Origin of the sequence: Amycolatopsis rifamycinica (assembly GCF_000695625.1) — a bacterium.
In the GTDB taxonomy this organism is placed as follows: domain Bacteria; phylum Actinomycetota; class Actinomycetes; order Mycobacteriales; family Pseudonocardiaceae; genus Amycolatopsis; species Amycolatopsis rifamycinica.
The window spans coordinates 115,635-142,072 of record NZ_JMQI01000073.1 but is presented as its reverse complement, the minus strand read 5'-3'; the positions used below and the strand labels follow the sequence as shown (position 1 = coordinate 142,072).

Sequence of the window (26,438 nt, the reverse complement as noted above, 5' to 3'; positions counted from 1 at the left end):
CGCCGGTTTGCTGGAGGGCCACGAGCACGCCGGTCACACCTCCCACGACGCCTACGGCGAGCACTCCCTCGACGGTAGGAGGCAACCCCGCCGCCGCCCCAGCAGCCGAACGAGTGGTCGATCACCACCGTGTGTAGCCGGACCGGCCGGAGGCGGGACGCAAAAGCGGGTGCGGTCCACAATGGACCGCACCCGCCGTCGGGTCCGGGCTACGGCCGCGGGGTGTTGCGCAGGTTGGCGCGCGCCAGGTCGACCATCTTCCCCACACCCCCGTTGAGCACCGTCTTCGTCGCGCCCAGTGCGAATCCGCGCACCATTTCACCGGTGATGCGGGGCGGGATCGACAGCGCGTTCGGGTCCGTCACCACCTCGACCACCGCCGGACCCGGGTGGGCGAACGCCTTCTCCAGCGCGCCGCGCACGTCGTCCGGGTCCTCGACGCGCTCGGAGAACACACCGCACGCCGCCGCGATCGCCGCGAAGTTCACCGGGGCGTGGTCGGTGCCGAAGTCCGGGAGGCCGTCGACCAGCATTTCCAGCTTCACCATGCCCAGGGTGGCGTTGTTGAACACGACCACCTTCACCGGGACGTCGTAGGCCGGCAGCGTCAGCAGGTCGCCCATCAGCATCGCGAGCCCGCCGTCGCCGGAGAGGGACACGACCTGGCGGCCCGGCTGGGCGAGCTGGGCGCCGATCGCGTGCGGCAGCGCGTTCGCCATGCTGCCGTGCCGGAACGAACCCAGCACGCGGCGGCGCCCGTTCGGCGTCAGGTAGCGGGCGGCCCAGACGTTGCCCATCCCGGTGTCGACGGTGAACACCGCGTCGTCGGCGGCGACCTCGTCGAGCACCGAAGCGACGTACTCGGGGTGGATCGGACGTCGGTGCTCGATCTTCGTCGTGTACGCGCCGACGACCTTCTCCAGCTTCCGCACGTGCTCACGCAGCATCCGGTCCAGGAACGCCCGGTCGGTGCGCGGCCGCAGCAGCGGCAATAGCGCACGCAGCGTCTCCCGCACGTCGCCGTGCACCGCCAGGTCCAGCGGCGTGCGGCGGCCGAGGCGCGAGGCGTCGTGGTCGAGCTGGATCGTGCGCGCCTGCGGGAGGAAGTTGTCGTACGGGAAGTCCGTGCCCAGCAGCACGATCCGGTCGGCCTCGTGCATCGCGTCGTAGCAGGCGCCGTAGCCGAGCAGGCCGCTCATGCCGACGTCGAACGGGTTGTCGTACTGGATCCACTCCTTGCCGCCGAGCGAGTGCCCGACCGGCGCGGCGAGCTTCTCCGCCAGCGCCATCACCTCGTCGTGCGCGCCGCGGACGCCCGCGCCGGCGAACAGCATCACCTTCTCGCCGGAGTTCAGCAGGCCGGCGAGTTCCCGGACGGTTTCCGCGGAAGGCACCGCGGGCGACGGCGTCACCAGCGGGAGGCGCTCGGTGAGCGGGCCGGTGGCCTTGCGGTCGGCCAGGTCGCCCGGGATGGTCAGCACCGCGACGCCGCCCTTGCCGACGGCGGCCTGCGTGGCGATCCGGAGCAGGCGCGGCAGCTGGGCCGGGTCCGCCACGACCTCGCTGAAGTGGCTGCACTCGGCGAACAGCCGGTCCGGGTGGGTCTCCTGGAAGAAGCCGGTGCCGATCTGGTTCGACGGGATGTGCGACGCGATCGCCAGCACCGGCGCCCCGGACCGGTGCGCGTCGAACAGGCCGTTGATCAGGTGCAGGTTGCCCGGGCCGCAGCTGCCCGCGCAGACGGCGAGCTTGCCGGTGACCTGCGCTTCGGCCGCGGCGGCGAAGGCGGCGGTCTCCTCGTGGCGGACGTGGACCCAGTCGATGCCGTCGGTGCGGCGGACGGCGTCGACGATCGGGTTCAGGCTGTCCCCGACGATGCCGTAGATGCGCTCGACCCCGGCGTCACGCAGGGTCCTGACCAGTTGTTCTGCCACGGTAGCCATACCTCCACCCTGGCCCGCGCCGACCGATGCGTCCAATGCCTGATTGGCTGAAAATCCATACACTGGAGGCATGGACGTCCAGACGCTGCGGCTGTTCCGGGAGGTCGCGGCCGGCGCCACGGTCACCGAGACCGCCGCGCGGGCGCACCTCACCCAGCCCGCCCTGTCCCGGGCTCTCCGGCGGCTGGAGCACGACGCCGGCGCCGAGCTGTTCCGCCGGTCCGGGCGGGTGCTGCGGCTGACGCCGGCCGGGCACGCCTTCAAGCGGCACGTCGACCTCGTGCTCGACCAGCTCGACCAGGGCCTGCGCGAGGTCGGCGAGATCGTCGCGCCGGACACCGGGGTCGTCCCGCTGGCGTTCCTGCACACGTTCGGCACCTGGCTCGTGCCCGCGGTGCTGCGCGGCTTCCTCGCCGAGCACCCCGGCGCCCGCTTCGAGCTGCGCCAGCACGGCGAGGCCGGGCTCGAAGCCGAGCTGCTCGAGGGCACCGCCGACGTCGTCATCACCAGCGGCGACCCCGGGCACCCGCGGCTGCACTGGTCCCGGCTGCTCGTCGAGCCGCTGCGCCTCGCGGTTCCCCCGCACCACCGGCTCGCCGGACGGCGGCGGGTGCGCCTCGCCGACGTCGCGGCCGAGACGTTCATCCTCCTGCGCCCGGGGTACGCCCTGCGCGAGACGACCGAGCGGCTGTGCGCCGAGGCCGGGTTCACCCCGCGCACCGGGTTCGAGGGCGACGAAGTGGAGACGCTGCGCGGCCTGGTCGCCGCCGGGCTCGGCGTGTCCGTGGTGCCGCTGCCGCACACGGCGGCGTTTCCGGCGCCGCACCTGGAACTGACCGATGTGGACGCCGCGCGCGACATCGGCCTCGCCTGGGCGGCGGGCCGGAATCTCCCGCCGCTGAGCGAAACCTTCCGCCGGCACGTCCTGGCCGCCGCGCCGCGGCTGGTGCCCGCCGACCTTGACCGTCCACAAGGGACGATGTGAGCATCGCCTTGCCCGGCAGCGGAAACCGCCCGCGTGTGCCAGGGTGGAGGCATGGTCGCCGCGCTGAGATCCTTCCTGCTGTCCTGGACCTCCGTCACCCCGGTGCTCGGCGTGCTCGTGCTGGCGCTCGCCTGGGGCCGCGACCTCGGCCCGGTCTTCGTCGCCGTCGTCGCCGTCGCGCTGGGGGCGACCGTGCTGGCGGCGGTGCACCACGCGGAGGTCGTCGCCCACCGGGTGGGGGAACCGTTCGGCTCGCTGGTGCTCGCGGTGGCGGTCACGGTCATCGAGGTCGCGCTGATCGTCACGATGATGGTCTCCGGCGGCCCGGAAGCCGGCTCGCTCGCGCGGGACACGGTGTTCGCCGCCGTCATGATCACGACCAACGGCATCGTCGGCATCTCGCTGCTCGTGGGCGCCCGCCGTTACGGCTCGACGCTGTTCAACCCCGAAGGCAGCGGCGCCGCACTGGCGACGGTCGCGACGCTGGCCACGCTGAGCCTGGTGCTGCCGGCGTTCACCTCCAGCACGCCCGGGCCGGCCTTCTCCCCCACCCAGCTGACGTTCGCGGCGCTGGCGTCCTTGGTGCTGTACGGGACGTTCGTGCTGACGCAGACGGTCCGCCACCGCGACTTCTTCCTGCCGGTGGCCGCCGACGGCGCGGTCAAGGAGGACGACCACGCCGTCCCGCCGTCGAACCGCGCCGCGCTGGGCAGCCTCGCGCTGCTGCTCGTGGCGCTGGTGGCGGTGGTCGGGCTGGCGAAGGTGGAGTCGCCCGCCATCGAAGCCGGGGTGCGCGCCGCCGGGTTCCCGCAGTCGTTCGTGGGCGTGGTGATCGCGCTGCTGGTGCTGCTGCCGGAGACACTGGCGGCGGTCCGCGCGGCCCAGCGCGACCGGATGCAGATCAGCCTCAACCTGGCGTACGGCTCGGCGATCGCGAGCATCGGCCTGACGATCCCGGCGATCGCGCTGGCGTCGGTGTGGCTGCCGGGCCAGCTGCTGCTCGGCCTGGGCTCGACGCAGATCGTGCTGCTGGCCCTGACGGTCGTGGTCAGCGTCCTCACGGTGGTCCCGGGCCGCGCCACCCGCCTCCAGGGCGGCGTGCACCTGGTCCTGCTGGCGGGCTTCCTCGTCCTGGCGATCAACCCCTGACCCCCGTGATGCCTCTCCAGTCACGTGAGATGCCCGCCTGATCACGCACAAGTCCCCGCAGCGCACGGCCGATGCCGCTCCGGTCCACCGGTCGACCGGCGGCGAGCGGTCCCGCCCGTGCTCGGAGAGGCATCGCCCGTGATGGGAGAGGCATCATGCGTGATCAGCGGGGCATCACGCGTGATGGGCGGGACGACACGGGTCAGGCGGAGATGACCTCGATGCCGACCACGCACGTGTCGTCGTCGGTGTCCGCGGTGCTGTAGGTCAGCAGGGCGTCCAGTTGGTGCTCGAGGCCGCCGTCGTGCCCGTCGACCAGCGTGACCAGGCGGGACACCGAATCCTGGACCGGGCGGTCGCGGCGCTCGATCAGGCCGTCGGTGTAGATCAGCAGGATGTCGCCCTCGGCCAGCTGCAGCTCGTCCTCCTCGTACGTCACGTCGCGGACCGCGCCCAGGAGGGACCCGCGGATCAGCGGCAACGTCGTCGCCGTGCCGTCGCGGTGGCGGACGATCGGGGGCAGGTGCCCGGCACGGGCCCAGCGCAGCTTCCGGTGCGCCGGGTCGTAGACCGCCGCCACCGCCGTCGCCGTCACGTGGTCGGTCAGGTGGTAGGCCACCAGGTTCAGCCACGTGAGCAGCTGGGCCGGCCCGGCGCCGGTCGCCGCGAGGCCGCGCAGGGCGTTGCGGAGGCTCACCATGCCCGTCGCCGCGTCGATGCCGTGGCCGGCGACGTCGCCGACGCACAGCAGCACCTCGCCGGTCGGCAACGCGACCGCGTCGTACCAGTCGCCGCCGACCAGGTGCTCCTTCTCCGCCGGCCGGTAGCGGACCACCGCGCGCAGGCCGGGCATGTCGATCGGGCCCTTGGCCGGCGGCATGATCGCGTGCTGCAGCTGCAACGCGAGCCGGTTGCGCTCCATCGCCTCCTGCTCGGTTTCGGCGAGCCTGTCCCGCGTCGCGGCCAGCGCCACCTCGGTCCAGTGCTGCGACGAGACGTCCTGGTAGGCGCCGCGGACCGCGACCAGCTGGCCGCGGGCGTCGACGACCGGCTCGGCGACCACCCGGATGTGCCGGGCGACGCCGTCGGAGCGCTGCAGCCGGAACGCCGTCGACGACGGGCGCTTGTGGTGCAGGACCGCCCGCAGGAACCGGCCGATCGCCAGGCCGTCGTCGGGGTGCGCGTGCGCGGCCAGGTCCTGCAGGGCCAGCGGGGTCGCGCTCGGCGGCAGGCCGTAGAGCGAGAACAGCTCGGTGTTCCAGGTGATCTCCCCGGTCACGACGCTCTCTTCGAACCCACCGATGCGGCCGAGCCGCTGGGCGTGCTGCAGCAGCACGGCGAGCTTCGCCGCGTCGTCCTGGATGCGCAGGATCAGCAGCACGTTCCCGGCGAACCGGGTGACGCTGACGTCGGTGAGCACGGTCAGCGGCACCTGGTCGACCAGCGTGGTGATCGCCATGCTGTCGGCCCGGAACGGCTCTCCGGTGGCGTAGACGCGCTGGATCTTGTCGAGCAGCCCGCTCTCCTCGGCGGCCAGCGGGTAGGTCTCCAGCAGCCGGGTGCCGACGATCCGGCTGCGCGGCCGCCCGCCCGGGTCGGCGAACCGGACGTTGGCGTGGTGGATGCGGAAGTCGCTGAGCCGGTCGCCGCCGTCGACGCACGGCGACAGCAGCACGGCCGGGTCGTGCAGGCCGTCGATGAAGTCGACCAGCTCGCCGAGGAAGTCGCCGCCCGCCACCGGCGCGACCACGCCGTCCCAGGTGTCGAGGGTGTGCGCGCACAGCTCGGCCAGCGCCTCCAGCTGACGGCGCTGCCGCCCCGGTTCCGCGGGCAGCGGCTCGGGCCAGCACATCTCGACGACGCCGATGATCCGGCCGCCGGTGCCGGTCGGCACCGTCACGCGGCCGCCGCCCGACAGCGTGTGCTGCCCGATCGAGGGCAGCCCGGCGCCGGCGAGCGTGGGGAGCCAGACGGTGTCGCGCTCGAGCAGCGCGTTGCGGGCGGGCGTGGCCACGCCGGGCGGGACGTAGCACCAGCGCGCCGCCTCCTCGGCGGAGAAGCCGGCCGAACCGGCCAGCGTCAGCGATCCGTCCGGCCCGGCGAGCCACACGGCGACGGCGGTCGCGCCGAGCGGCCGCAGCGCGTGCTCCAGAATGGACTCCGCGACGCGCTGGGTGTCCCCCGCCGCGAGCACGCCGCTCTCGGCGGTCCGCAGCCGCACGGCGACGGACTCTTCGCCTTCCGCGCGGGCGAGGAACTCCTGCGTCACCTCGGTGATGCGGTCCTCGGCCGCTTCGCCGACGACCTCCGCGGCGAACTCCAGCGGCGTCAACCCGGACCGCTCGGCCAGCGACTCCAGCTGCTTCGCCGCGTCCGACGGCGTGCAGTGCAGGCGTTCCATCAGCACGCCCTTGGCCAGCTCGATCAGCGCACGGCCGTCGGCGACGGCGTGCGCGTGGTCGACCTCGCCGCGCAGGCGGGCGACGGTGTCGGCCAGCCGCGCCAGGTTGGCCGACACCTCGGCGGGCGCGGGCAGGACGGCCGGGTCGGCGGCGGGCAGCCGCTCGTCCCCGGTCACGCTGTCACGTGCCGCTTGATGCGCGCGATCAGGTCGTCGGCGTCGACCGGCTTCGTCACGTAGTCGGTCGCGCCCGACGCGAGGCTCTTCTCCCGGTCGCCCGGCATCGCCTTCGCCGTCACCGCGATGATCGGGATCTCCGCGTGCTCCGGCATCGCGCGGATCTTCGCCGTCGCGGTGTAGCCGTCCATCTCCGGCATCATCACGTCCATCAGGATCAGGTCGATGCCCGGGTGGGACGCGACCGTTTCGACGCCCTTGCGGCCGTCCTCGGCGTGCAGCACGTGCATCCCGTGCAGTTCCAGGATCCCGGTCAGCGCGTAGACGTTGCGCGGGTCGTCGTCGACGATCAGGACCGTCCGCTCGGCCAGTGTGGTGTCGACGTCGGCCACGCGCACCGGCGCGGCCGGCTCGTCCGGGCGGACCAGCGGCAGCACGGCGCCGGGTTCCTCCGCCGACAGGTGCAAGGCGATCCGCTCACGCAGCTCGTCCAGCCCGGACAGCACCTCCAGCGACGGCACGTCCGCGCGGGACTGCACCAGCTGTTCGAGCTCCCCGTCGAGCCGGCGGCTGTTGTGCGCGAGCACCGGGACCAGCCGCAACGCGCTGTCTCCCTGCATCGCGTCGAGGAAGGTGAACGCGGTCCGCTCCGGCAGGTCCAGGTCGAGCACCACGCAGTGGTAGGCGTCGGTGGCGAGCGCGGCGGCCGCTTCCTGCGTGCCGACCGCCGTCACGACTTCGACGTCGGCGGGCGAGAGCCCGATGTCGCGGCTGTCGGCCAGGTCCGCCGCCGCGCTTTCGGCGACGAGGGTCAGCAGGCCGTGCGGGCGTTCCTCGACGACCAGCAGCCGCCGGTGGGCCCGCGGTCCCGACGCCGCGACGGCGGCACCGGGCTCGGTCGTCGCGACGGCGGTGCCCGGGTGCTCCCCCGCCGGCAGCGGCGCGAAGTCCGGGCGGGCGACCGGCAGCGAGAAGGTGAAGGTGCTGCCTTCGCCCAGGGTGCTCTCGGCGGTGATCACGCCGCCGAGCAGCTGGGCGATCTCCCGGCTGATCGACAGGCCGAGCCCGGTGCCGCCGTACTTGCGGCTGGTCGTGCCGTCGGCCTGCTGGAACGCGCCGAAGATCGATTCGAGCTGGTGCTCGGCGATCCCGATGCCGGTGTCGGTGACCCGGAACGCGACGGCGGGCCCGTGCGCGCGCAGCGGTTTCGGCAGCCGCTCGGGGTCGACCGGCTCGATGTGCAGTTCGATCCCGCCGACCTCGGTGAACTTGACCGCGTTGGACAGCAGGTTGCGCAGCACCTGCCGCAGCCGCGAGTCGTCGGTGAGCAGCTCGGCCGGCGAGCCGGGCGCGACGGTGATCCGGAAGTCCAGGTTGCGCTGCGAGGTCATCGGCCGGAACGTCGCCTCGACGTAGTCCAGCAGGCCGCGCAGCGACACCTGTTCCGGGGTGACGTCCATCTTCCCGGCCTCGACCTTGGACAGGTCGAGGATGTCGTTGATCAGCTGCAGCAGGTCCGAACCCGCGGAGTGGATGATGCCGGCGTACTCGACTTGCTTGGCGGTGAGGTTGCGGGTCGGGTTCTGCGCGAGCAGCTGGGCGAGGATCAGCAGGCTGTTGAGCGGGGTCCGCAGCTCGTGGCTCATGTTGGCCAGGAACTCCGACTTGTACTTCGACGCCAGCGTCAGCTGCTGGGCGCGGGCCTCCAGCTCCTGGCGGGCCTGCTCGATCTCCAGGTTCTTCGTCTCGATGTCGCGGTTCTGCGTGACCAGCAGCGCCGCCTTCTCCTCCAGCTCGGCGTTGGAGGACTGCAGTTCCTCCTGCCGGGCCTGCAGCTCCTCCGAGCGGGCCTGCAGTTCCGCGGTCAGCCGCTGCGACTCGCCGAGCAGCTCGTCGGTGCGGGCGTTGGCGACGATGCTGTTGACGTTGACGCCGATCTGCTCCATCAGCAGTTCGAGGAACGCCCGGTGCACCGGAGTGAACCCGTGCACCGAGGCCAGCTCGATCACGCCGAGCACCTGGTCCTCGACCACGATCGGCAGCACGATCAGGCTGGCCGGCGTGGTGCTGCCGAGGCCGGAGGAGATCGTCGCGTAGCCGGGCGGGACGTCGTCGACGGCGATCGCGCGGCGGCTGCGGGCGGCCTGCCCGACCAGCGACTGGCCGACCCGGAACCGGATCGCGGGGCCGTCCCCGACGGCGCCGGACTCGGGGTGGCCGTAGGCGCCGACCAGCCGCAGCTCGGGCACCTCGGCCGTGTCGTCGGCCAGGTAGAACGCGCCGTACTGGGCGTTGACCAGCGGGACGAGCTCGTCCATCACCGCGGCCGCGACGACGGCGAGGTCGCGGCGGCCCTGCATCAGGCCGGTGATGGTGGCCAGGTTGGACTTCAGCCAGTCCTGCTCCTGGTTCGCCCGCGTGGTCTCGCGCAGCGACTCCACCATCGAGTTGATGTTGTCCTTCAGCTCGGCGACCTCACCGGAGGCGTCGACGGTGATCGAGCGGGTCAGGTCGCCCTCGGCGACCGCGCTGGTCACCTCGGCGATCGCCCGGACCTGCCGGGTGAGGTTCCCGGCCAGCTCGTTGACGTTCTCGGTGAGCCGCTTCCACGTCCCCGACACGCCTTCGACCTCGGCCTGGCCGCCGAGGCGGCCTTCGCTGCCGACCTCCCGCGCCACGCGCGTGACCTCCGCGGCGAAGGCCGAGAGCTGGTCGACCATCGTGTTGATCGTCGTCTTCAGCTCGAGGATCTCGCCGCGGGCGTCGACGTCGATCTTGCGGGTCAGGTCGCCCTGCGCGACGGCGGTGGTCACCTGGGCGATGTTGCGGACCTGCCCGGTGAGGTTGTTCGCCATCGAGTTGACGTTGTCGGTGAGGTCCTTCCAGGTCCCGGCGACGTTCGGCACCCGGGCCTGGCCGCCGAGCATGCCTTCGGTGCCGACCTCGCGGGCCACGCGGGTGACCTCGTCCGCGAAGGCCGACAGCGTGTCGACCATCGTGTTGATGACGTCGGCCAGGGCCGCGACCTCGCCCTTGGCCTCGACGGTGATCTTCCGCGACAGGTCACCCCGCGCGACCGCCGTCGCCACCTGGGCGATCGAGCGCACCTGGCCGGTCAGGTTGGACGCCATGACGTTGACGTTGTCGGTCAGGTTCTTCCACGTCCCGGACACGCCGCGGACGGTCGCCTGGCCGCCGAGGTTGCCCTCGGTGCCGACCTCGCGCGCCACCCGGGTGACCTCGTCCGCGAACGCGGACAGCTGATCCACCATCGTGTTGATGGTGTCCTTCAGCTCGAGGATCTCGCCCCGGGCGTCGACGCGGATCTTCTGGGACAGGTCGCCGCGGGCGACCGCGGTGGTGACCTGGGCGATCGACCGGACCTGCGCGGTGAGGTTGTCGGCCATGACGTTGACCGACTCGGTGAGGTCCTTCCAGGTGCCGGAGACGCCCTTGACGTCCGCCTGGCCGCCCAGCCGGCCCTCGGTGCCGACCTCGCGCGCCACCCGGGTGACCTCGTCCGCGAACGCGGACAGCTGATCCACCATCGTGTTCAGCGTGTCCTTGAGCTCCAGGACCTCGCCGCGGGCCGTCACGTTGATCTTCTGCGAGAGATCGCCGCTCGCGACCGCGGTGGCGACCTGGGCGATGTTGCGGACCTGGTCGGTCAGGTTGCCCGCCATGAAGTTCACCGAGTCGGTGAGGTCGCGCCAGGTGCCGGAGACGCCCTTGACGTCGGCCTGCCCGCCGAGCCGGCCTTCCGTGCCCACCTCGCGCGCCACTCTCGTGACTTCGTCGGCGAAGGACGACAGCTGGTCCACCATCGTGTTGATCGTGTTCTTGAGTTCGAGGATCTCGCCGCGGGCGTCGACGGTGATCTTCTGCGACAGGTCGCCCTTCGCCACCGCCGTCGTCACCTGGGCGATGTTGCGGACCTGGTCGGTCAGGTTCCCCGCCATGAAGTTCACCGAGTCGGTGAGATCACGCCACACGCCGCCGACCCCGGGCACCTGGGCCTGCCCGCCGAGGCGGCCTTCGCTGCCGACCTCGCGCGCCACCCGGGTGACCTCGTCGGCGAACGAAGACAGCTGGTCCACCATCGTGTTGACGGTGTCCTTCAGCTCGAGGATCTCGCCGCGGGCGTCGACGTCGATCTTCTGCGACAGGTCACCCTTCGCGACCGCGGTCGCCACCTGGGCGATGTCGCGGACCTGGGTGGTCAGGTTGCCGGCCATGGCGTTCACCGAGTCGGTGAGGTCCTTCCACGTGCCGGACACGCCGGGGACCTTCGCCTGCCCGCCGAGCTGCCCCTCGCTGCCGACCTCCCGCGCGACGCGGGTGACCTCGGAGGTGAACAGGGAGAGCTGGTCGGCCATGCCGTTGAACACCGTGGCGATCTCGCCGAGCAGGCCGTCGGCCCCGCCCGGCAGCCGGATGCCGAAGTCGCCGTCGCGGACGGCGGTGAGACCGGCCAGCAACCGGCGCAGCTCCTGCTCCCCGGCCTCGCCCACGCCCGAAGCGTCCGCTCCCGCACCCGGGCGCGTCCCTTCGACCATTGCCCCGCTCATCCGTCACCCGTTCCTTCGTCTGACCCGCTGTCCGCGCATCGGATGGCTCAGCATAGAGCAGCTGCACTATGCTGAGCGGCAACGGTTGAGCAACCAGCCGCGCCGGTGTCCACGTGCGCTCCCCAGGCGGTGCTCGAAAGCCTTTCCGTTCTCTCGCAGGCCATCCGGCCGCGTTGACCCGTTCGGCTGAATGCCGTACCGCGGTGTGGTGGCCTGCGCGCACGCGCCGTCGCCGCGCTTCGCCGCGCCCGGATTCAGCGTCCGATGTGGACACTCCGATGTGGATACTCCACTGTGGAGTTCGATCAGAGCCAGTCCTTCTTCTTGAACACCCCGTACAGCCCGAGCGACAGCACCAGCACCACGACCGTCGACGTCCAGAATCCGCTCGGCGCGCCGTTGCCCGGGTAGGGCACGTTCTGGCCGTAGAACCCGGTCACCGCAGTCGGCACCGCGATCACCGCGGCCCAGCCGGTGACCTTCTTCATGATCAGGTTCAGCCGGTTGCCCTGCAGGTTCAGCTGGGTCTCCCGGACCGTCGCGATCAGCTCGCGCAGCGCTTCCGTCTGCTCGGCGGCCTGGCGGGCGTGGTCGTGGACGTCCTCGAAGTACGGCCGGGTCAGCTCGTCCGCCAGCTCCAGCTCCGGCCGCATCAGGGAGCTGATCACCTCGCGCATCGGCAGCACCACCCGGCGCAGCGCGGTGAGGCTCTTGCGCAGCCGGAACGAGCGGCGCTGCAGCTCCGAGGAGTCCGGGCGGTCCTCGAAGACCAGGTCCTCCAGGGCTTCGACCTCGTCGTCGAGCGCCTGCACGGCTTCGTAGTGCCCGTCGACGACGTGGTCGAGCAGGCCGTGCAGCAGGAACGGCACGCCGGACTTCGCCAGCTCCGGCGCCTCGTCCCAGGCTCGGACGACCGGTTCGATGTCGAAGCCGTCGTCCTTGCGCACGGTGACCAGCGCCCGCGGCGTGACGAAGGCACCGAACTCCGCCGTGGTGACGCGGCCGGTGCCGGCGTCGAACCGCACCGCGTAGGCGGCCAGGAAGGCGTGACCGTCGTAGCGGTCGAGCTTGGGCCGCTGGTGTTCGGCGACCGCGTCCTCGACGGCGAGCCGGTGCAGGCCCAGTTCGCCGGCGAGCCGCGCCAGCTCGGCTTCGGCCGGCTCGCAGAGGTCGACCCACACCGTGGTGCCCGGTGCGGCCAGGAACTCCGGGACGTCCTCGACGGGGAAGTCTTCCTTCTGCAGCACGCCGTCGCGGTACACCCTGGTCCTGGTCACCCCCTCCGGTTACCCCGCGAGGGCGGGGTTCAAGCCGGCCCGAGCCGGTCCGAGAACCAGGCACGGGTGCGGTGCAGGAAGTCGATCTGGTGGTCGCGTTCGCGCAGCGAGTGGCCCTCCCGGGGATAGACGACGAACTCGTGCTCGCGGTCGCGGAGAGCGTGGTGCAGGAGTTCGGCCTGCGAGAGCGGGACGTTCGTGTCCTTCTCGCCGTGCAGGATGAGGACCGGTGTCCGGATGCGGTGGGCGTGGGTGATCGGGCTGTTCTCCCGGCCGCCGAGGGCGAGGTCGTACCGGCCGCACTCCCCGGTCGCGGCGAGCAGCGGCCAGTCGACGACGCCGGCGTTGACGAAGGCCGCCTTGAAGCGGTCCGTCTGCGTGACGGCCCAGGCGGCCAGGAAACCGCCGTGGCTCCCGCCGCCGATGCCGAGCCGGTCTTCGTCGGCGACGCCCGCCTCGACGAGCAGGTCGATGCCGGTGAGGAGGTCGGTGAACTCCGCGCCGCCGACGTCGCCGGCGACGCTCGCCGCGAAGGCGTGACCGTGGCCGAGGCCGCCGCGGGGGTTCGGGAGGAACACCGCGAACCCGGCCGCGGCCAGCCACTGGCCGTTGCGGAACCAGCCGAGCTGGAACCGGTCGGCGAAGCGGTCGTACGGGCCGCCGTGGACCAGGGTGACCAGCGGGAAGGGCCCGTCCGCGCGGGTCCGGCCGGGTGGGAGGACCAGGAGACCGTCGAGCGCCAAGCCGTCGCCGGCCCGGTAGGACAGGCGTTCCTGGGTGCCCCACCGGATTCCGGGCCGGGGCGGTTCGCCGATCCGGGTGAGCGGACCGCCGGGCGGTCCACAGTGGACAGCGTCGGGTTCGGTGGCGCTGCTCGCGACGACGGCGACGCGGTCGCCACCTGCGCTCAGGTCCAGCAGGCTGCCGGTCGCGCGGCGGAGCTCGGTGAAACCGACGGCGGCGGAGTCGAAGCGCCGGACCGTCGTGTCGAGGCCTTCGGCGAACAGGGCCAGCAGCCGGCCGTCGCCGGACCCGGCCAGTTCGATCGGGCAGCCGCTCATCCCGGCGGTGAGGTTCCGGTGGCCGTCGGCGTCGAAGACCGCGCGGCCGCCGATCAGGCCGGGCGGGGTGATGCCGAGGTAGGCCAGGCGCCAGCCGGCGTCGTCGCGCCACCAGGTCAGTGACTCGGCCTCCCGCGCCGGGGCGCCGAGGTCCTGCCGGGCACCGGTGACGGGGTCGACGAGGTGGAGACCGGCTTCGTAGAGCCCGGGGTCCTGGTCGGTGACGGACCAGGTGAGCACGGCGAGGGTGTGGCCGTCCGGCCGGGCGGTGGCCTCGACGACGTGCCGGGAGCCGAAGCCGCCGAGCGGGCGGACGGTGCGGGTCGAGAGGTCGAGGAGCCAGAGCCGATCGGGCCGGTCGGCGGTGTCCCAGGTGGGCGCCTCGGCGGCACCCGGCCGCACCACGCGCACCCGGGGGTCGGCCGTCGCTTCCTTCTCCTCCGGCGCGACGAGCACCACCGCGCCGTCCTCCGGCAGGAGCACGTAGCCGGTGACGCCGGTGCGCCAGTCCGTCCACCGTTCCGGCTCGCTGTCCGGCCGGGCCCGGTACAGCTGCGCCGTCCCGCGCTCGGCCCGGTCGGAGAGGAAGTACACCCACGCGGAATCAGCCGACCACCGCGGCGCCCGGTCCGCCACCCCGGCGGCGGCGAACTCCCGGGGCGGCTCGCTCCCGTCCGCGGGCGCGATCCACAGCCCGCTCACCGGGTGTTCCCCGGGACGACCCACCGGCGAGCTCGCGAACACGACCCACCGGCCGTCCGGCGACAGCCGCGGCGTGCTCGGCACCAGCCGGTCGACCACGGCCTCCGCCGTCAGGTTCCCCATGGAAACCCAGTGTGCCCGAAACCGATCAGCTCCGGCCGGCGGGCAGCATGGCCAGCAGGTGCTCGTGGTCGCCCGCCTCGCGCAGGACCGGGGGCTCCAGCGTGCCCGTGTCCGGGTCGTCCGCGCGGACGGCCGCCACGAAGCGGACCACCGCCCGGGGCTCCGGGAAGACCTCTCCGCCCAGGTAGCACAGCACGGTCGGGCCGGTGGCGTCTTCGATCGCCGCGGCCCAGCCGTTCTCTTCGTCCCAGACCAGGGCCAGGTCGTGACCGGGGAAGCGGGACAGCTGCCAGTCGAGGGCGATGTAGGCCGCCGCCGGGGTGCCCGCGTCGAGCGTGCAGGACTCCCATCCCACCCCCAGGGCCTGGGCCACCGCCCCCACGTAGCCGCGCAACCGCCGCTCGAACGAGAACTCCGTGTCGCGCCCGAAGTCGATCAGAATGCTCAACGCCGCCTCGCTTTCCCCGTCCCGCCGCGGGATCCTCCGCGATCACTCGATCGGGTACCCCGGCGGCACGCCGCTCAATCCCGGCGAAGCGGACAGTTGATGTCGTCCATCCGGCGACATCTTGCTTGTCATCGATCCGATGACATGTTAGAACGGACTCACCCGAGAGAAAGGCACCCCGACTCCGTGACCGCATCGATCGAACTCCCGACCGGTTACCAGCACCCCGCCGTCCCCGCGCTGCTCGGCTACCTCCGCGAGGTCACCGCCGAACTCGGCATCGGCCTCGAGTCCTGCACGCTCGACCACGACCGCCCGGTCTCGGCGTACGTCGCCCTCGACACCCGGCTGCCGCACTACCCCGACCGCGACGTGGCGCTGGTGTGGGACGAGGAACGCGGCTGGGCGGCCGCGATCGAGACGCACTCCGGCGAGGACCTGATCGTCCTGCGCTACCTGGGCGACACGCTGACCCCGTCGCCGCGCCGGGTCGCGCGGTTCGTCACCGCCCTGCACGAAGACGACCACAGCGTGGGACGGCCCGACCCGGTGAAACTGCGGACCGCGGGCGACACCGCCGAGCTCGCCGCGCTGCTGCGCCGGCCGGTCGCGGCCCGATGACCGCACCGCTCCCCCTGCCCGAAAGCTTCGCGCTGACCTTCCGCGGCTACGACCGCGAGCAGGTCGACGAGCGGATCGACGAGCTGCTCGCCGAGATCCACCTGCTGACCACCGACCGCGACGCCGCCGTCGCCGAGGCCGAACAGCTCGCGCGGCAGCTCGAACGGGCCCGGGCCGACCACGCCGAACTCAGCGCCCGCATCGAGCGGCTGTGCCGCACCCCCGCCGACCCGGCCGCGGTCGGCGACCGCGTCCGGCACCTGCTCGAACTCGCGCACGCCGAAGCCGGCGAGATCGTCGCCGCGGCGCGGGAGCGCGCCACCGCGATCGCCCGGGAAGCGGAGGAGGCCGCGCGGCGGCGCGCCGAGGACGCCCGGGCGCAGGCCTACCGGATCGTCGACGACGCCCGCCGCCGCGCCGACCGGCTGGCCGCGATCGAGCGGCGCACCGCCGACCGGCTGCGGCGGATCGACGCCTTCCTCGCCGACGCCGAATCGGTCCTCGAGGAGCAAAAGCCCCTTCGCGCGGTCGCGTGAGCCGTCACGACTCCGGGCCCCGGTTACGTGAACGAGTCATTTCCCGACGTCCGGCGAGCCACGCGGACCCCCGGTGAGGCAGGATCAAGGGCGTGACAACCGATCAGGCCGGGGTGCCCGAAGCCCGTCCGGGCCCGGCATTCCCCGCGCACGAAGCCCGCGTCGACGCACTGAGACGGCAGCTCACCGCGATCAGCGGAGAAGCGACCGTCCGGCTCGCGAAACGCACGTCCAACCTCTTCCGCTCCCGCGCCGCGGTCAAGCACCCGGGACTGGACGTCTCCGGGTTCAGCCACGTCCTGCGCGTCGACCCGGACACCCGCACCGCCGACGTCGAGGGCATGGTCACCTACGAGCAGCTCGTCGACGCCACGCTGCCGCACGGGCTGATGCCCCTGGTCGTGCCGCAGCTGAAGACGATCACCCTCGGCGGCGCGGTGACCGGGCTCGGCATCGAGTCCTCGTCGTTCCGCAACGGCATGCCGCACGAGTCGGTGCTGGAGCTCGAGGTGCTCACCGGCGACGGCCGGATCGTCGTCGCCACGGCGGACAACGAGCACCGCGACCTGTTCCACGGCTTCCCCAACTCCTACGGCACCCTCGGCTACGCGCTGCGGCTGCGGATCCTGCTGGAGCCGGTGAAGCCGTTCGTGAAGCTGCGGCACGTCCGCCACCACGACCGCGGGAAGTTCTTCGAGGCGCTGGGCGAGATCTGCGCGAAGAGCGAACACGACGGCGAGCACGTCGATTTCGTCGACGGCACGGTCTTCGGCCCGGACGAGCTGTACCTGACGCTCGGCACGTTCACCGACACCGCGCCCGCGACCAGCGACTACACCTGGCTGGACATCTACTACCGGTCGATCCGGGCCCGCGAGACCGACCACCTGACCGTCCGCGACTACCTCTGGCGCTGGGACACCGACTGGTTCTGGTGCTCGCGGGCGTTCGGCGTCCAGCACCGGCTGCCCCGGTTGCTGCTCGGACGCCGGTTCCTGCGGTCCTCGGTCTACTGGAAGGCCGTCGCGCTCGACCGCCGGTTCCGGATCGCCGAGCGGCTGCTGAAGCTCCGGCGGCTGCCGCCGGAGGAGACGATCGTGCAGGACATCGAGGTGCCGCTCGGCCGGGCCGCGGAGTTCCTCGAGTTCTTCGAACGGGAGATCCCGATCAGCCCGGTCTGGATCTGCCCGCTGCGCCAGCGCCCCGGCGGCGTCCGCTGGCCGCTGTACGAACTGGACCCCGAACAGCTGTACGTCAACTTCGGGTTCTGGTCGGCCGTGCCGCTCGACCCCGGTGAGCGCGACGGCGTGCACAACCGGATGATCGAAGCCGAGGTCACCCGCCTCGGCGGGCACAAGTCGCTCTACTCGGACAGCTTCTACACCGAGGAAGAGTTCTGGCGGCTCTACAACGGCGACGCCTACCGGGAACTCAAGCGCGCCTACGACCCGCGCGAGCGACTGCTCGGCCTCTACGAAAAATGCGTCCGCCGCCGGTGAAAGGAACGAACGTGACTGAGGAAAACATCACCGTCGGCGCCGTCTTCGAGCGGTTGCTCGGCCCCCGCGCCGAGGTGTCGATCACCGCCTACGACGGCAGCCGCAGCGGCCCGGCCGACGCGCCGGTGGGCATCGAGGTGCGCTCCCCGCTGGCGCTGGACTACCTGATGTCCTCCCCCGGCGACCTCGGCCTGGCCCGCGCGTACGTCGCCGGTGCGCTGGACGTCAAGGGCGACCTGTACACGGCGCTGCGGGCGCTGTCCACGCAGGTCGACCAGCTCACCCCGGCCGACCGGCTGTGGCTGCTGCGCAAGCTCGGCCCCCGCCACCTGCGGGTGGTCAAGCCGCCGGCCGAGGAGCACCCGAGCCGGTTCCGGCGTGGGCTGACCGCGCTGCGGCACTCGAAGGCGCGCGACAGCGAGGCCATCGCCAGCCACTACGACGTGTCCAACCGGTTCTACGAGCTGGTCCTCGGCCCGTCCATGGCCTACACCTGCGCGGTGTTCCCGCACGAGGACGCCACGCTGGAGGAGGCGCAGGCGCACAAGTTCGACCTCGTCTGCAAGAAGCTCGGCCTCAAGCCGGGGATGCGGCTGCTCGACGTCGGCTGCGGCTGGGGCGGGATGGTCGCGCACGCCGTCCGGCACTACGGCGTCGAGGCCATCGGCGTCACGCTCTCCCGCGAGCAGGCCCAGTGGGCGCAGAAGAACGTCGTCGCGCTGGGCATCGCCGACCGCGCCGAGATCCGCCACCAGGACTACCGGGACGTCACCGAGACCGGGTTCGACGCGATCTCCTCCATCGGCCTCACCGAGCACATCGGGGCCCGCAACGTCCCCGGCTACTTCCGCTTCCTGGCGGGCAAGCTCAAGGCGCACGGACGGCTGCTCAACCACTGCATCACCAACCCGGACACGAGCGTCGCGCACCGCTCGCGGGGCTTCATCGACCGCTACGTCTTCCCGGACGGCGAACTCGAGGCCCCGGGCGAGCTGATGACCGCCATGCACGACGCCGGTCTGGAGGTGCGGCACGCGGAGAACTTCCGCGAGCACTACGCGAAGACCCTGGCCGGGTGGTGCGCCAACCTCGACGAGCACTGGGACGAAGCCGTCGCCGAGGCCGGTGCCGGGCGCAGCCGGGTGTGGGCGCTGTACCTCGCGGCCTGCCGGCTGGCCTTCGAGCGGCGCGAGATCGAACTGCACCACATCCTGGGCGTACGGACCGACAGCGAGGGCGGGATGAGCATGCCGCTGCGCCCCGATTGGGGAGTTTGACCACCGGGGGTGGCCTCGCCGGGCCAGTAATGGGAGGATGGTCTTGAGACCGGGTGTCCGAACGGGGCGTCCAGGCTCACTACAAAGAGTAGGTATGGGTATGGCTCAGGGCAGTGTCAAGTGGTTCAACGGCGAAAAGGGCTTCGGCTTCATCGCGCAGGACGGCGGGGGTCCGGACGTGTTCGTCCACTACTCCGAGATCCAGGGCAGCGGCTTCAAGTCGCTTGACGAGGGTCAGCGCGTGGAGTTCGAAATCGGCCAGGGCCAGAAGGGCCCGCAGGCCCAGCGCGTCAGCGTCATCTGAGCCACGAGGCACCCGAAGGCCCTCGCCCCCACCGGGGCGGGGGCCTTCCTCGTTTCCTCCCACACCGGGTTCGTCACCGTGCTCGTCTCCCTGGGTTCGTCTCGCTGGGTTCGTCTCGCTGGGTTCGTCTCGCTGGGTTCGTCTCACACTGCGAACTCACAACAGTCGGGTAGCGTGGGAGAGGTCGAGAGCAATCCCCCGCAGACCGGCGTCCGGCCGGTCGCACTCTCGCACGTGGCCTCGAGGCCGATCGCCGGCAGGAGCGGCGACCCGCCCGGTCACCTCCAGACCGTTGACCGCCGGGTGTTCCCGCCCCCGGCCCTTCCGCGCCCGGCTCGATCCGGCGCGGCGCAGACTTCGAATCGAGTAGTGCATGACCGCCTCCGTGAAGGCCCGTCCGGCCCCGAAACCCGTCCTCGCCGGCAAGCAGACGATCCCCGAGCTCATCACCATCCGCACGTTCCTGTTGGTCCCGTTCCTGGCACTGGCCGTCGCCGTCCCGGTGTTCTGGGGCTGGGGCATCAGCTGGCTCGACCTCGCCATCGGCGGCGCGTTCTTCGTGGTGTCGACCCTCGGGGTGACCGTGGGGTACCACCGCTACTTCACCCACGGCTCCTTCCGCGCGAAGCGCGCGCTGCGGATCGCGCTGGCCATCGCCGGCGGCCTCGCGGCGCAGGGCCCGGTGATCGGCTGGGTCGCCGACCACCGCCGGCACCACGCCTTCTCCGACCGCGACGGCGACCCGCACTCGCCGTGGCTGTTCGGCACGTCCCCGGTGGCGCTCGCCCGCGGCTTCTGGCACGCCCACATGGGCTGGCTCTTCGGCCGCGACAAGACCAACGTCGAGCGGTTCGCCCCGGACCTGGCCGCCGACCGCGACCTGCGCGTCGTCGACCGGCTCTTCCCGCTGTGGGTGGTGCTGAGCCTGCTGCTCCCGCCCCTGCTCGGCGGGCTGATCACGATGTCGTGGTGGGGCGCGCTGACCGCGTTCCTGTGGGCCGGGCTGGCCCGGATCTCCTTCCAGCACCACGTGACGTGGTCGGTGAACTCGGTCTGCCACATGATCGGCGAGCGCCCGTTCACCAGCCGCGACCGGTCGGCGAACTTCTGGCCGCTGGCCATCCTGTCGATGGGCGAGTCCTGGCACAACACCCACCACGCGGACCCCACGTCGGCCCGCCACGGCGTGCTGCGCGGCCAGCTCGACATCTCGGCCCGGCTGATCTGGGTGTTCGAGAAGCTGGGCTGGGCCTGGAACGTCCGCTGGCCGACGGCCAAGCGGCTGGCGGCGCTGGCCCGCTGACGAAAGCCGGCCGAAAGCCGGCCGAAAGTCCTTGCCCACCGCCGCGGAGCCGGTGATCTTGGAGCGATGGACACGGTCGCGCTGACCTTCGACGACGGCCCGTACCCCGAGACGACCCCGGCGCTGCTGGCCGCGCTCGGCGGCACGCGGGCGACCTTCTTCCTGTGGGGCGAGCACGCCGCGGCCCACCCGGACCTGGTCCGGGCGATCGCCGCGGCGGGGCACGCGATCGGCAACCACACGTGGACCCACCCCCGGCTGACCACGCTCTCCCCGGCCGGCCGCGACCAGGAGATCCGGCGCACGCAGGACCTCCTGACCCGGCTGACCGGGCTCCGGCCGTCGCTGTTCCGGCCGCCCTACGGCGACACGGACGCCTCGGTGGCCCGCGCACTGGCGGCGCACGAGCTCACCGAGGTGCTGTGGAGCGTCGACACCCGCGACTGGGCGGGCTGCACGGCGGACGAAATCACCGCCGCGGCCGGGGAAGCGCAGCCGGGCGGCGTCGTGCTGATGCACGAAGGCCGCCCGGCCACCCTCGATGCGGTGCCCCGCATCCTCGCCGCGCTCGCCGAGCGCGGGCTGCGTCCCGGTCCGGTCCCCGCCGTCCCCGCCCGGACGTCCTGAATGACTGATTCAGGACACCGGGTCAGGGCCGCGGATCAGGGGTTGAGGCGGAAGTAGGCCGGCTTCGGGTGCAGGTTCTCGTCGAAGAGGCAGGCCGCGCCTTCACCGGGGAAGACGTCCGGGACCCACGAGTGCCGGTCCGTGAAGCCCCACGTCGTGAACTCGACGCACTTGCGGACGGCGTGGCAGCCGTCCCAGAGCCGGCCGAAGTACTCCGCCTGGGTGGCGAGCTTCGCCGCGTCGGGCGGGGTCGGGATCCGGACGTCGGCCTCGGTGACCGCGGTCTCCACGCCGATCTCGGCGAACCGGGCCAGGTTCTCGCGGTACTGCCCGGGGAAGCCGTACTGGATCGACAGGTGGCCCTGGATGCCGACGCCGGCGATCGGCACGCCCTGCCGCCGCAGCGTCTTCACCAGGTTGTACACCGCGTCGCTCTTCGGGTTGATCCCTTCGATGTTGTAGTCGTTGATGTACAGCTTCGCGTGCGGGTCGGCCGCGTGCGCCCAGCGGAAGACGTCGGCGACGAAGCCCTCGCCGAGCTTCTGGTGGAAGACCGTGTCCCGCCAGGTGCCGTCCTCGTTGAAGATCTCGTTGACGACGTCCCAGGCGCGGATCTTTCCCTTGTACCGCTTGACTTCCGTGGTGACGTGGTCGCGCAGGACCCGGCGGAGCTCGTCGGCGGGCAGCGCGCCGACCCAGTCCGGCAGCTGGGAGTGCCAGACCAGCGTGTGGCCGCGGACGGTCTTGCGGTGCGTCTGCGCGTACCGCACGATCGCGTCCGCGCCCGACCAGTCGTACTGGCCCCGGACCGCTTCGACCGTGCCCCACTTCATCTCGTTCTCGGGTGTCACGTTGTCGAATTCCCGGGTGAGCACGGCCCGGTAATCGGTTTCCGAGGCCAGGTAGGCCGCGGCCACGGCACTGCCGACGTAACGGTTCGTGGTGTATTGCAGCGGCACCGAAGCCTGCCCCGCCGAAGCGGCAGGCGCCTGCCACGCGGCAATACCCATGACGGCCGCGACGGTCAGCATGACGCGTTTCTTAGGAATTCTTCCCGGCATCTTCATCCTCCGTGAGACAATGGTGCTCCGAAACTTTCCAACCGTTTCAAATCAGGTTTCGATGACCTAGAATCTCCGTCATGACAACGAAGTCTGACGAGCTCGAGCCGTCCGGATCGCGGGTGACCATCGCCCGGATCGCCGCCGAGACCGGTGTCTCCGTCCCGACAGTTTCGAAAGTGCTGAACGGCCGCCCCGACGTCGCCGAAAGCACCCGCGCCCGCGTCGAAGCGGTCATCGGCAAATACGGGTACCGGCGGCGCGCCGACGAACGTTCCCGCCGTTCCCGGCTCCTGGAACTGATGTTCCACGAACTCGAAAGCACCTGGGCACTCGAAATCATCCGCGGGGTGGAGTGCGTGGCCCGCGAAAACGGAATGGCGGTCGTGCTGGCGGAATCTTCGGGACGGCACACGCCCGGGCAGAGCTGGCTGGAGAGCGTCCTCGCCCGGCGGCCGGTCGGCATCGTCTCGGTGTGCTCGGACTTCACCGGCGGGCAGCTGGCGAAGCTCCGGGCCCGGGACATCCCGCTGGTCGTGGTCGACCCGGCCGGCGCGCCGGGACCGGAGACGCCCTCGATCGGGGCCACGAACTGGCAGGGCGGGCTGACGGCCACCCGGCACCTCGTGGAGCTGGGCCACCGCCGGATCGCGATGATCGGCGGACCCGAAGGGGTGCTGTGCAGCCGGGCCCGGATCGACGGGTACCGCACGGCGCTGGAGACGGCCGGGCTGGCGTTCGACCCGGCCCTGGTGCGCCGCGGCGACTTCCACGTCCGGGCCGGCTACCGGGAACTGGCTTCACTGCTCACCCTCCCCGACCGGCCGACGGCGGTCTTCGCCGGCAGCGACCTGCAGGCACTCGGCGTGTACGAGGCGGCGCGCGACGCGGGGCTGCGCATCCCGGACGACCTTTCGGTGGTGGGCTTCGACGACCTGCCGATCGCCCGCTGGCTGACCCCGGAGCTGACGACGGTCCGCCAGCCGCTGCAGGAGATGGCCGCGGCCGGCGCCCGGCTGGCGATTTCCCTGGCCCGCGGGGTGGACACGGAGAGCCACCGCCTCGAACTGGCCACCAGCCTGGTGGTCCGGCACAGCACGGCGGCGCCGGCGCACCGGGGCTACCGGGTGCTGACCGGCGGCGCCGGGTAGACCGGAGCGGAGCTGATCCACGGCCGGCGGGCGCGGCGCCGGCGGTCGGTCAGCGGCTTCCGAGCCCCGGAACTGTCGGTGCCCACCGGTAGAGTGGAAAACGGGGGGCGCCCCCGGCGGGCGGCCGCTCGGCAGCCTTTCCCGCCGGCGTAGTCCCGGGCCGAGCCCTTCGGTCTTTCTCACCACGGCCACCGCCGGCTCTCCGGCGGACCCAGGTAGCTCGCCCGCAGCCCACCGGTGTCGATCACCAGTTTCTGCACGACGACCGCCGGATCGACCATCCAGAACTTCAGCACGTGCGGTCCCGGCGCCCCGATCTCGTGCCGCGTCGCGGTCAGGTTCACGTTGTCCGAAGTGGTCCGTTCCCACTGGCGGTTCATGGACGTGTCGTCCGCCCCCGTCGCCTTCGTGATGTTCACGACCTGCGGTTCCGCGTCGTCGAACGAGACCGCGTACCGCAGTCCGTCGCCCGCCAGCACGTTGCTGCGTGGGGACAGGTACGCCCACACCGTCACCGGCCCGGTCGTGAACAGCGTCATCCGGTACTCCAGGCGCGGCCCCGTCCCCGGTGCGCGGCTCGCCGCCGTCACCGGGAACGGGGTCATCCCCGCCCCGGTCCGTCCGATGTCCGGGATGCGCCGCCAGCGCACGTCCGCCGCGCCGATGTTCGCGCTGCAGTGCTCGGCCTCCATCGACACGTACCCGCCGGCTTCGACGAACCCGCGCCGCCACGCCGGTGGCAGCTCCGGGTTGCGCACGACCGCGTCCACCACCACGGAAGCACCCGCGCCCGACACCGTGATCGGCACCGTCGTGGTGCCCTTCGGCGCCCGGGCCCAGTCGATCCGCACGGTCATCCGCAGCTCCTCGGTCACCCGGCCGCCGCGCGGCTCGACCAGCACCCACGGTGCCCCGGCCGAAACCGTGCAGCGGAACGGTTCACGGCCGCGGTTGAAGACGTCGACGTACTGCGGCGGCGCGCTCTGGTACGGGCTGAACTCCGGCAGCACCGGCCGCCCGGGTGCCGACGGCCACCACTGCTCCGAGCCGTCGACGGCGACCCCCAGCGACGCCGCTGACGGCAGCTCGATCCGTTTCACCGCGGGGAAGATCACGTCCGGCAGGGCCACGTTGTCCTTCTCCGGTTGCTGCCACGGCGCGTTCGGGCCGTACCGCTCGACGTCGCCGTAGTCGATGTGCGGCTGGGTCTGGAATCCCCGCCACTTCCCGCCCGCGATGCCGGTGTTGTACTTCTCCGCCAGCGCCAGGTCGTCGGCGAACCGGGCTTCCGTGACCGCGGCCAGCGCGTTCGCCGAAGCCCGGCCCTGCGCCGCGTAGAGCAGGTTGGTGAACTCGGCGCGCCGCAGCGCGTACAGGTTCGCCGTCGCCTTCGTGGCGTAGAGCACCAGTTCGTAGAAGGCGTCGCGGTAGGCCGCGGGCAGCCGGGCGGAGATCTTCTCGGCGCGGGCCGAGAGCTCCTGCCACTCCTGCGTGACCGTGTCCAGCTCGCCGTAGTTCACCAGGCTGAACGGCGTCATCCGGTCGTCGTAGGTGATCGTCCCGGCGGCGTCCACCGTGATCCGCCGGTTCAGCAGTTCCGGCTTGCGGCGGGACTGCAGGCGGCCGTAGTCGTGCAGCACCCCGGCGATGTCCCTGGCCAGTGCCGCACCGAAGTTCTCCGAGGCGAACGAACGCTCCCACGTGGACAGCCGTTCGGCCGGCAGCGAGGCGGGGTCCCAGGCGTAGTCGAGGAAGAACTGCAGCGGCAGCTCGTTGCCCTTCATGTCGCCGACGTTGGCCACCCACAGCCGGTCGTTGCCGTAGGCGTAGACCTGGTGCAGCTGTTCCCACGTGTTCGCCAGCAGCGCGGTGTCGACCCACTTGTAGTTGCGGCCGCCGCCGACGTAGTCGAAGTGGTAGTACAGCCCGTACCCGCCGGGGTGCGGCGGCAGCGCCGGGTCGGGCATCTTGCGGATGTTGCCCCAGTTGTCGTCGGTGAACACGACGATGACGTCGTCCGGCGGGCGCAGGCCCTTCGCCCAGTACCGCTGGACTTCCTTGTACAGCGTCCAGACCTGCGGCACCGTCGTGAGGTCGCGGCCGGTCTCGCGGGCGAGGATCTCCCGTTCGGTCGCGATGATCTCGCGCATCAGCTCGATGCCGTCGCCGTCGGGCAGGCCGACGTCGCCGTTGCCGCGCATGCCGAGCGTGACGACGCCTTCGAAGTCCTCGCGGACCATCCGGCGGATGCCGTCGGTCCAGTAGGCCTTGATCGCCTCGCCGTTGCGGCGGAAGCTCCACTCCCCCGTGCCGCCGTAGGGGTCGTGCCCCGGTGTGGTGATGTTCCCGGCCGCGTCGCGGACCGCGGGCACCGCGTGCCGGTTCCACTCCTCGATCCCGCGCATCATCGGCGCCTCGTGCGAGGTGCCCATGACGATGCCGTACTCCTTGGCCGTCGCGTGGTTGAGCGGGTCGTCCTCGGCGAACGCGCGCCCCCACACCGCCGGCCACAGGTAGTTGGCCCGCAGCCGGAGCATGGTTTCGAAGACCTTGGCGAAGAACAGGTGGTTGAAGCCGTTCGGGAAGCCGGGCGCCTGGCCCGGCCCGAAGTAGGCCGGGGCCCAGGTGCCGAGCGCCGGGTTCTCGTCGTTGATGAAGAACCCGCGGTACTTCACGTGCGGCGTCCCGAGGCTGAACCGCTCGCCCGGCAGGTGCAGCTCCGCCTGCCGGCGCGGCGGCACGTCCGCCCACCAGTACCAGGGCGAGACGCCGATGCGCCGGGAGACCTCGTAGACGCCGTAGATCACCCCGCGCTGGTCGCTGCCGGTGAGCACCAGGCGGCCGTCGACGACCTGGCTCAGCGACGTCTCCCACTTCCCGGCGATGCCGGTGACGTCCAGCTTGCCCGCCGCGACCAGGTCGTCGACCAGCCGGCTGCGGCCGAGCGTGCCGACCAGCACGACCGGGCCCCGGGCGGGCACGACGTCGACCGACACCGCGGGCCGCACGCCGGTGACGCGTTCGACGTCGGCGGCCAGGTCGCCCACCACGCGCCGCACGCCGGGGAAGTCGCCCGCGCCGACCACGATCGTCGCGGCCTTTCCCCGCGAGAACAACGGGAACCCGGTTCCGGCTTCGGCGAGGCCCGGCGCGGCTACGGACCCCGCCGCGCCGGCCGCGGCGAGTAGTTGCAGGAAGGTACGACGGTGGACCTCGGACGACACG

18 protein-coding genes are annotated in these 26,438 nt (G+C 72.0%); 10 read left to right on the top strand and 8 right to left on the bottom strand.

The features are described from left to right. Nucleotides 1-209: 209 nt before the first annotated feature. On the bottom strand, nucleotides 210-1,943 hold the full coding sequence (locus DV20_RS35545; protein ID WP_043787676.1) for a pyruvate dehydrogenase: 1,734 nt from the start codon (nucleotides 1,941-1,943) through the stop codon (nucleotides 210-212). 70 nt (nucleotides 1,944-2,013) lie between these two features. On the opposite strand from DV20_RS35545, the gene DV20_RS35540 reads away from it, so the two are divergent. Together DV20_RS35540 and DV20_RS35535 are read left to right on the top strand one after the other, a co-directional pair. Then, on the top strand, nucleotides 2,014-2,928 hold the full coding sequence (locus tag DV20_RS35540) for a LysR family transcriptional regulator (protein ID WP_043787675.1): 915 nt from the start codon (nucleotides 2,014-2,016) through the stop codon (nucleotides 2,926-2,928). A gap of 51 nt (nucleotides 2,929-2,979) precedes the next feature. After that, nucleotides 2,980-4,077, top strand: a complete 1,098-nt coding sequence (locus DV20_RS35535; protein ID WP_043787673.1) for a calcium:proton antiporter — start codon at nucleotides 2,980-2,982, stop codon at nucleotides 4,075-4,077. Between the two features lie 202 nt (nucleotides 4,078-4,279). Here the strand turns inward: DV20_RS35535 and DV20_RS35530 are convergent, their stop codons facing one another. From DV20_RS35530 to DV20_RS35510, 5 genes are all read right to left on the bottom strand, one after another. Then, nucleotides 4,280-6,655: a SpoIIE family protein phosphatase gene (locus DV20_RS35530; protein WP_043787671.1), complete on the bottom strand. Its 2,376-nt coding sequence runs from the start codon at nucleotides 6,653-6,655 to the stop codon at nucleotides 4,280-4,282. Beyond that, nucleotides 6,652-11,211, bottom strand: a complete 4,560-nt coding sequence (locus tag DV20_RS35525) for a HAMP domain-containing protein (protein WP_043787670.1) — start codon at nucleotides 11,209-11,211, stop codon at nucleotides 6,652-6,654. Before DV20_RS35525 ends, DV20_RS35530 begins: the two co-directional genes overlap by 4 nt. Before the next feature lie 317 nt (nucleotides 11,212-11,528). Then, nucleotides 11,529-12,485: a magnesium transporter CorA family protein gene (locus DV20_RS35520; protein ID WP_043787669.1), complete on the bottom strand. Its 957-nt coding sequence runs from the start codon at nucleotides 12,483-12,485 to the stop codon at nucleotides 11,529-11,531. Between the two features lie 44 nt (nucleotides 12,486-12,529). Then, complete coding sequence (locus DV20_RS35515) at nucleotides 12,530-14,386, bottom strand: S9 family peptidase (protein ID WP_043787667.1); 1,857 nt, start codon at nucleotides 14,384-14,386, stop codon at nucleotides 12,530-12,532. A gap of 25 nt (nucleotides 14,387-14,411) precedes the next feature. Further along, nucleotides 14,412-14,834, bottom strand: a complete 423-nt coding sequence (locus DV20_RS35510; RefSeq protein WP_043787666.1) for a DUF6292 family protein — start codon at nucleotides 14,832-14,834, stop codon at nucleotides 14,412-14,414. A 186-nt stretch (nucleotides 14,835-15,020) separates the two neighbouring features. On the opposite strand from DV20_RS35510, the gene DV20_RS35505 reads away from it, so the two are divergent. The 7 genes from DV20_RS35505 to DV20_RS35475 all read left to right on the top strand — a co-directional run bounded on the left by DV20_RS35505 (nucleotide 15,021) and on the right by DV20_RS35475 (nucleotide 21,001). Then, entirely contained in the window at nucleotides 15,021-15,455 is a 435-nt protein-coding gene (locus DV20_RS35505) for a DUF6292 family protein (RefSeq protein ID WP_043787665.1), read from the top strand. Continuing rightward, nucleotides 15,452-15,991: a DivIVA domain-containing protein gene (locus tag DV20_RS35500; RefSeq protein ID WP_043787664.1), complete on the top strand. Its 540-nt coding sequence runs from the start codon at nucleotides 15,452-15,454 to the stop codon at nucleotides 15,989-15,991. Before DV20_RS35505 ends, DV20_RS35500 begins: the two co-directional genes overlap by 4 nt. A 92-nt stretch (nucleotides 15,992-16,083) precedes the next feature. Next, nucleotides 16,084-17,490, top strand: a complete 1,407-nt coding sequence (locus DV20_RS35495; protein ID WP_043787663.1) for an FAD-binding oxidoreductase — start codon at nucleotides 16,084-16,086, stop codon at nucleotides 17,488-17,490. Beyond that, entirely contained in the window at nucleotides 17,472-18,767 is a 1,296-nt protein-coding gene (locus DV20_RS35490) for a class I SAM-dependent methyltransferase (protein ID WP_051736261.1), read from the top strand. The genes DV20_RS35495 and DV20_RS35490 overlap by 19 nt, the downstream gene beginning before the upstream one ends. Before the next feature lie 100 nt (nucleotides 18,768-18,867). Next, nucleotides 18,868-19,071: a cold-shock protein gene (locus DV20_RS35485; RefSeq protein WP_004558414.1), complete on the top strand. Its 204-nt coding sequence runs from the start codon at nucleotides 18,868-18,870 to the stop codon at nucleotides 19,069-19,071. Between the two features lie 373 nt (nucleotides 19,072-19,444). Further along, nucleotides 19,445-20,374, top strand: coding sequence for an acyl-CoA desaturase (locus DV20_RS35480; RefSeq protein ID WP_043787662.1), 930 nt, complete (start codon nucleotides 19,445-19,447; stop codon nucleotides 20,372-20,374). 66 nt (nucleotides 20,375-20,440) lie between these two features. Then, nucleotides 20,441-21,001, top strand: a complete 561-nt coding sequence (locus DV20_RS35475) for a polysaccharide deacetylase family protein (protein ID WP_043787661.1) — start codon at nucleotides 20,441-20,443, stop codon at nucleotides 20,999-21,001. A gap of 35 nt (nucleotides 21,002-21,036) precedes the next feature. On the opposite strand, the gene DV20_RS35470 is transcribed toward DV20_RS35475, so the two are convergent. Further along, nucleotides 21,037-22,032 (bottom strand): endo-1,4-beta-xylanase, encoded by a 996-nt coding sequence (locus DV20_RS35470; RefSeq protein ID WP_051736260.1) that lies wholly within the window; start codon nucleotides 22,030-22,032, stop codon nucleotides 21,037-21,039. Between the two features lie 110 nt (nucleotides 22,033-22,142). On the opposite strand from DV20_RS35470, the gene DV20_RS35465 reads away from it, so the two are divergent. Then, nucleotides 22,143-23,213: a LacI family DNA-binding transcriptional regulator gene (locus DV20_RS35465; RefSeq protein ID WP_043787659.1), complete on the top strand. Its 1,071-nt coding sequence runs from the start codon at nucleotides 22,143-22,145 to the stop codon at nucleotides 23,211-23,213. 179 nt (nucleotides 23,214-23,392) lie between these two features. On the opposite strand, the gene DV20_RS35460 is transcribed toward DV20_RS35465, so the two are convergent. Beyond that, nucleotides 23,393-26,437 carry a glycosyl hydrolase 115 family protein gene (locus DV20_RS35460; protein WP_043787658.1) on the bottom strand — a complete coding sequence of 1,015 codons (3,045 nt, stop codon included), beginning with the start codon at nucleotides 26,435-26,437 and terminating at the stop codon, nucleotides 23,393-23,395. Between the last annotated feature and the right edge of the window lies 1 nt (nucleotide 26,438).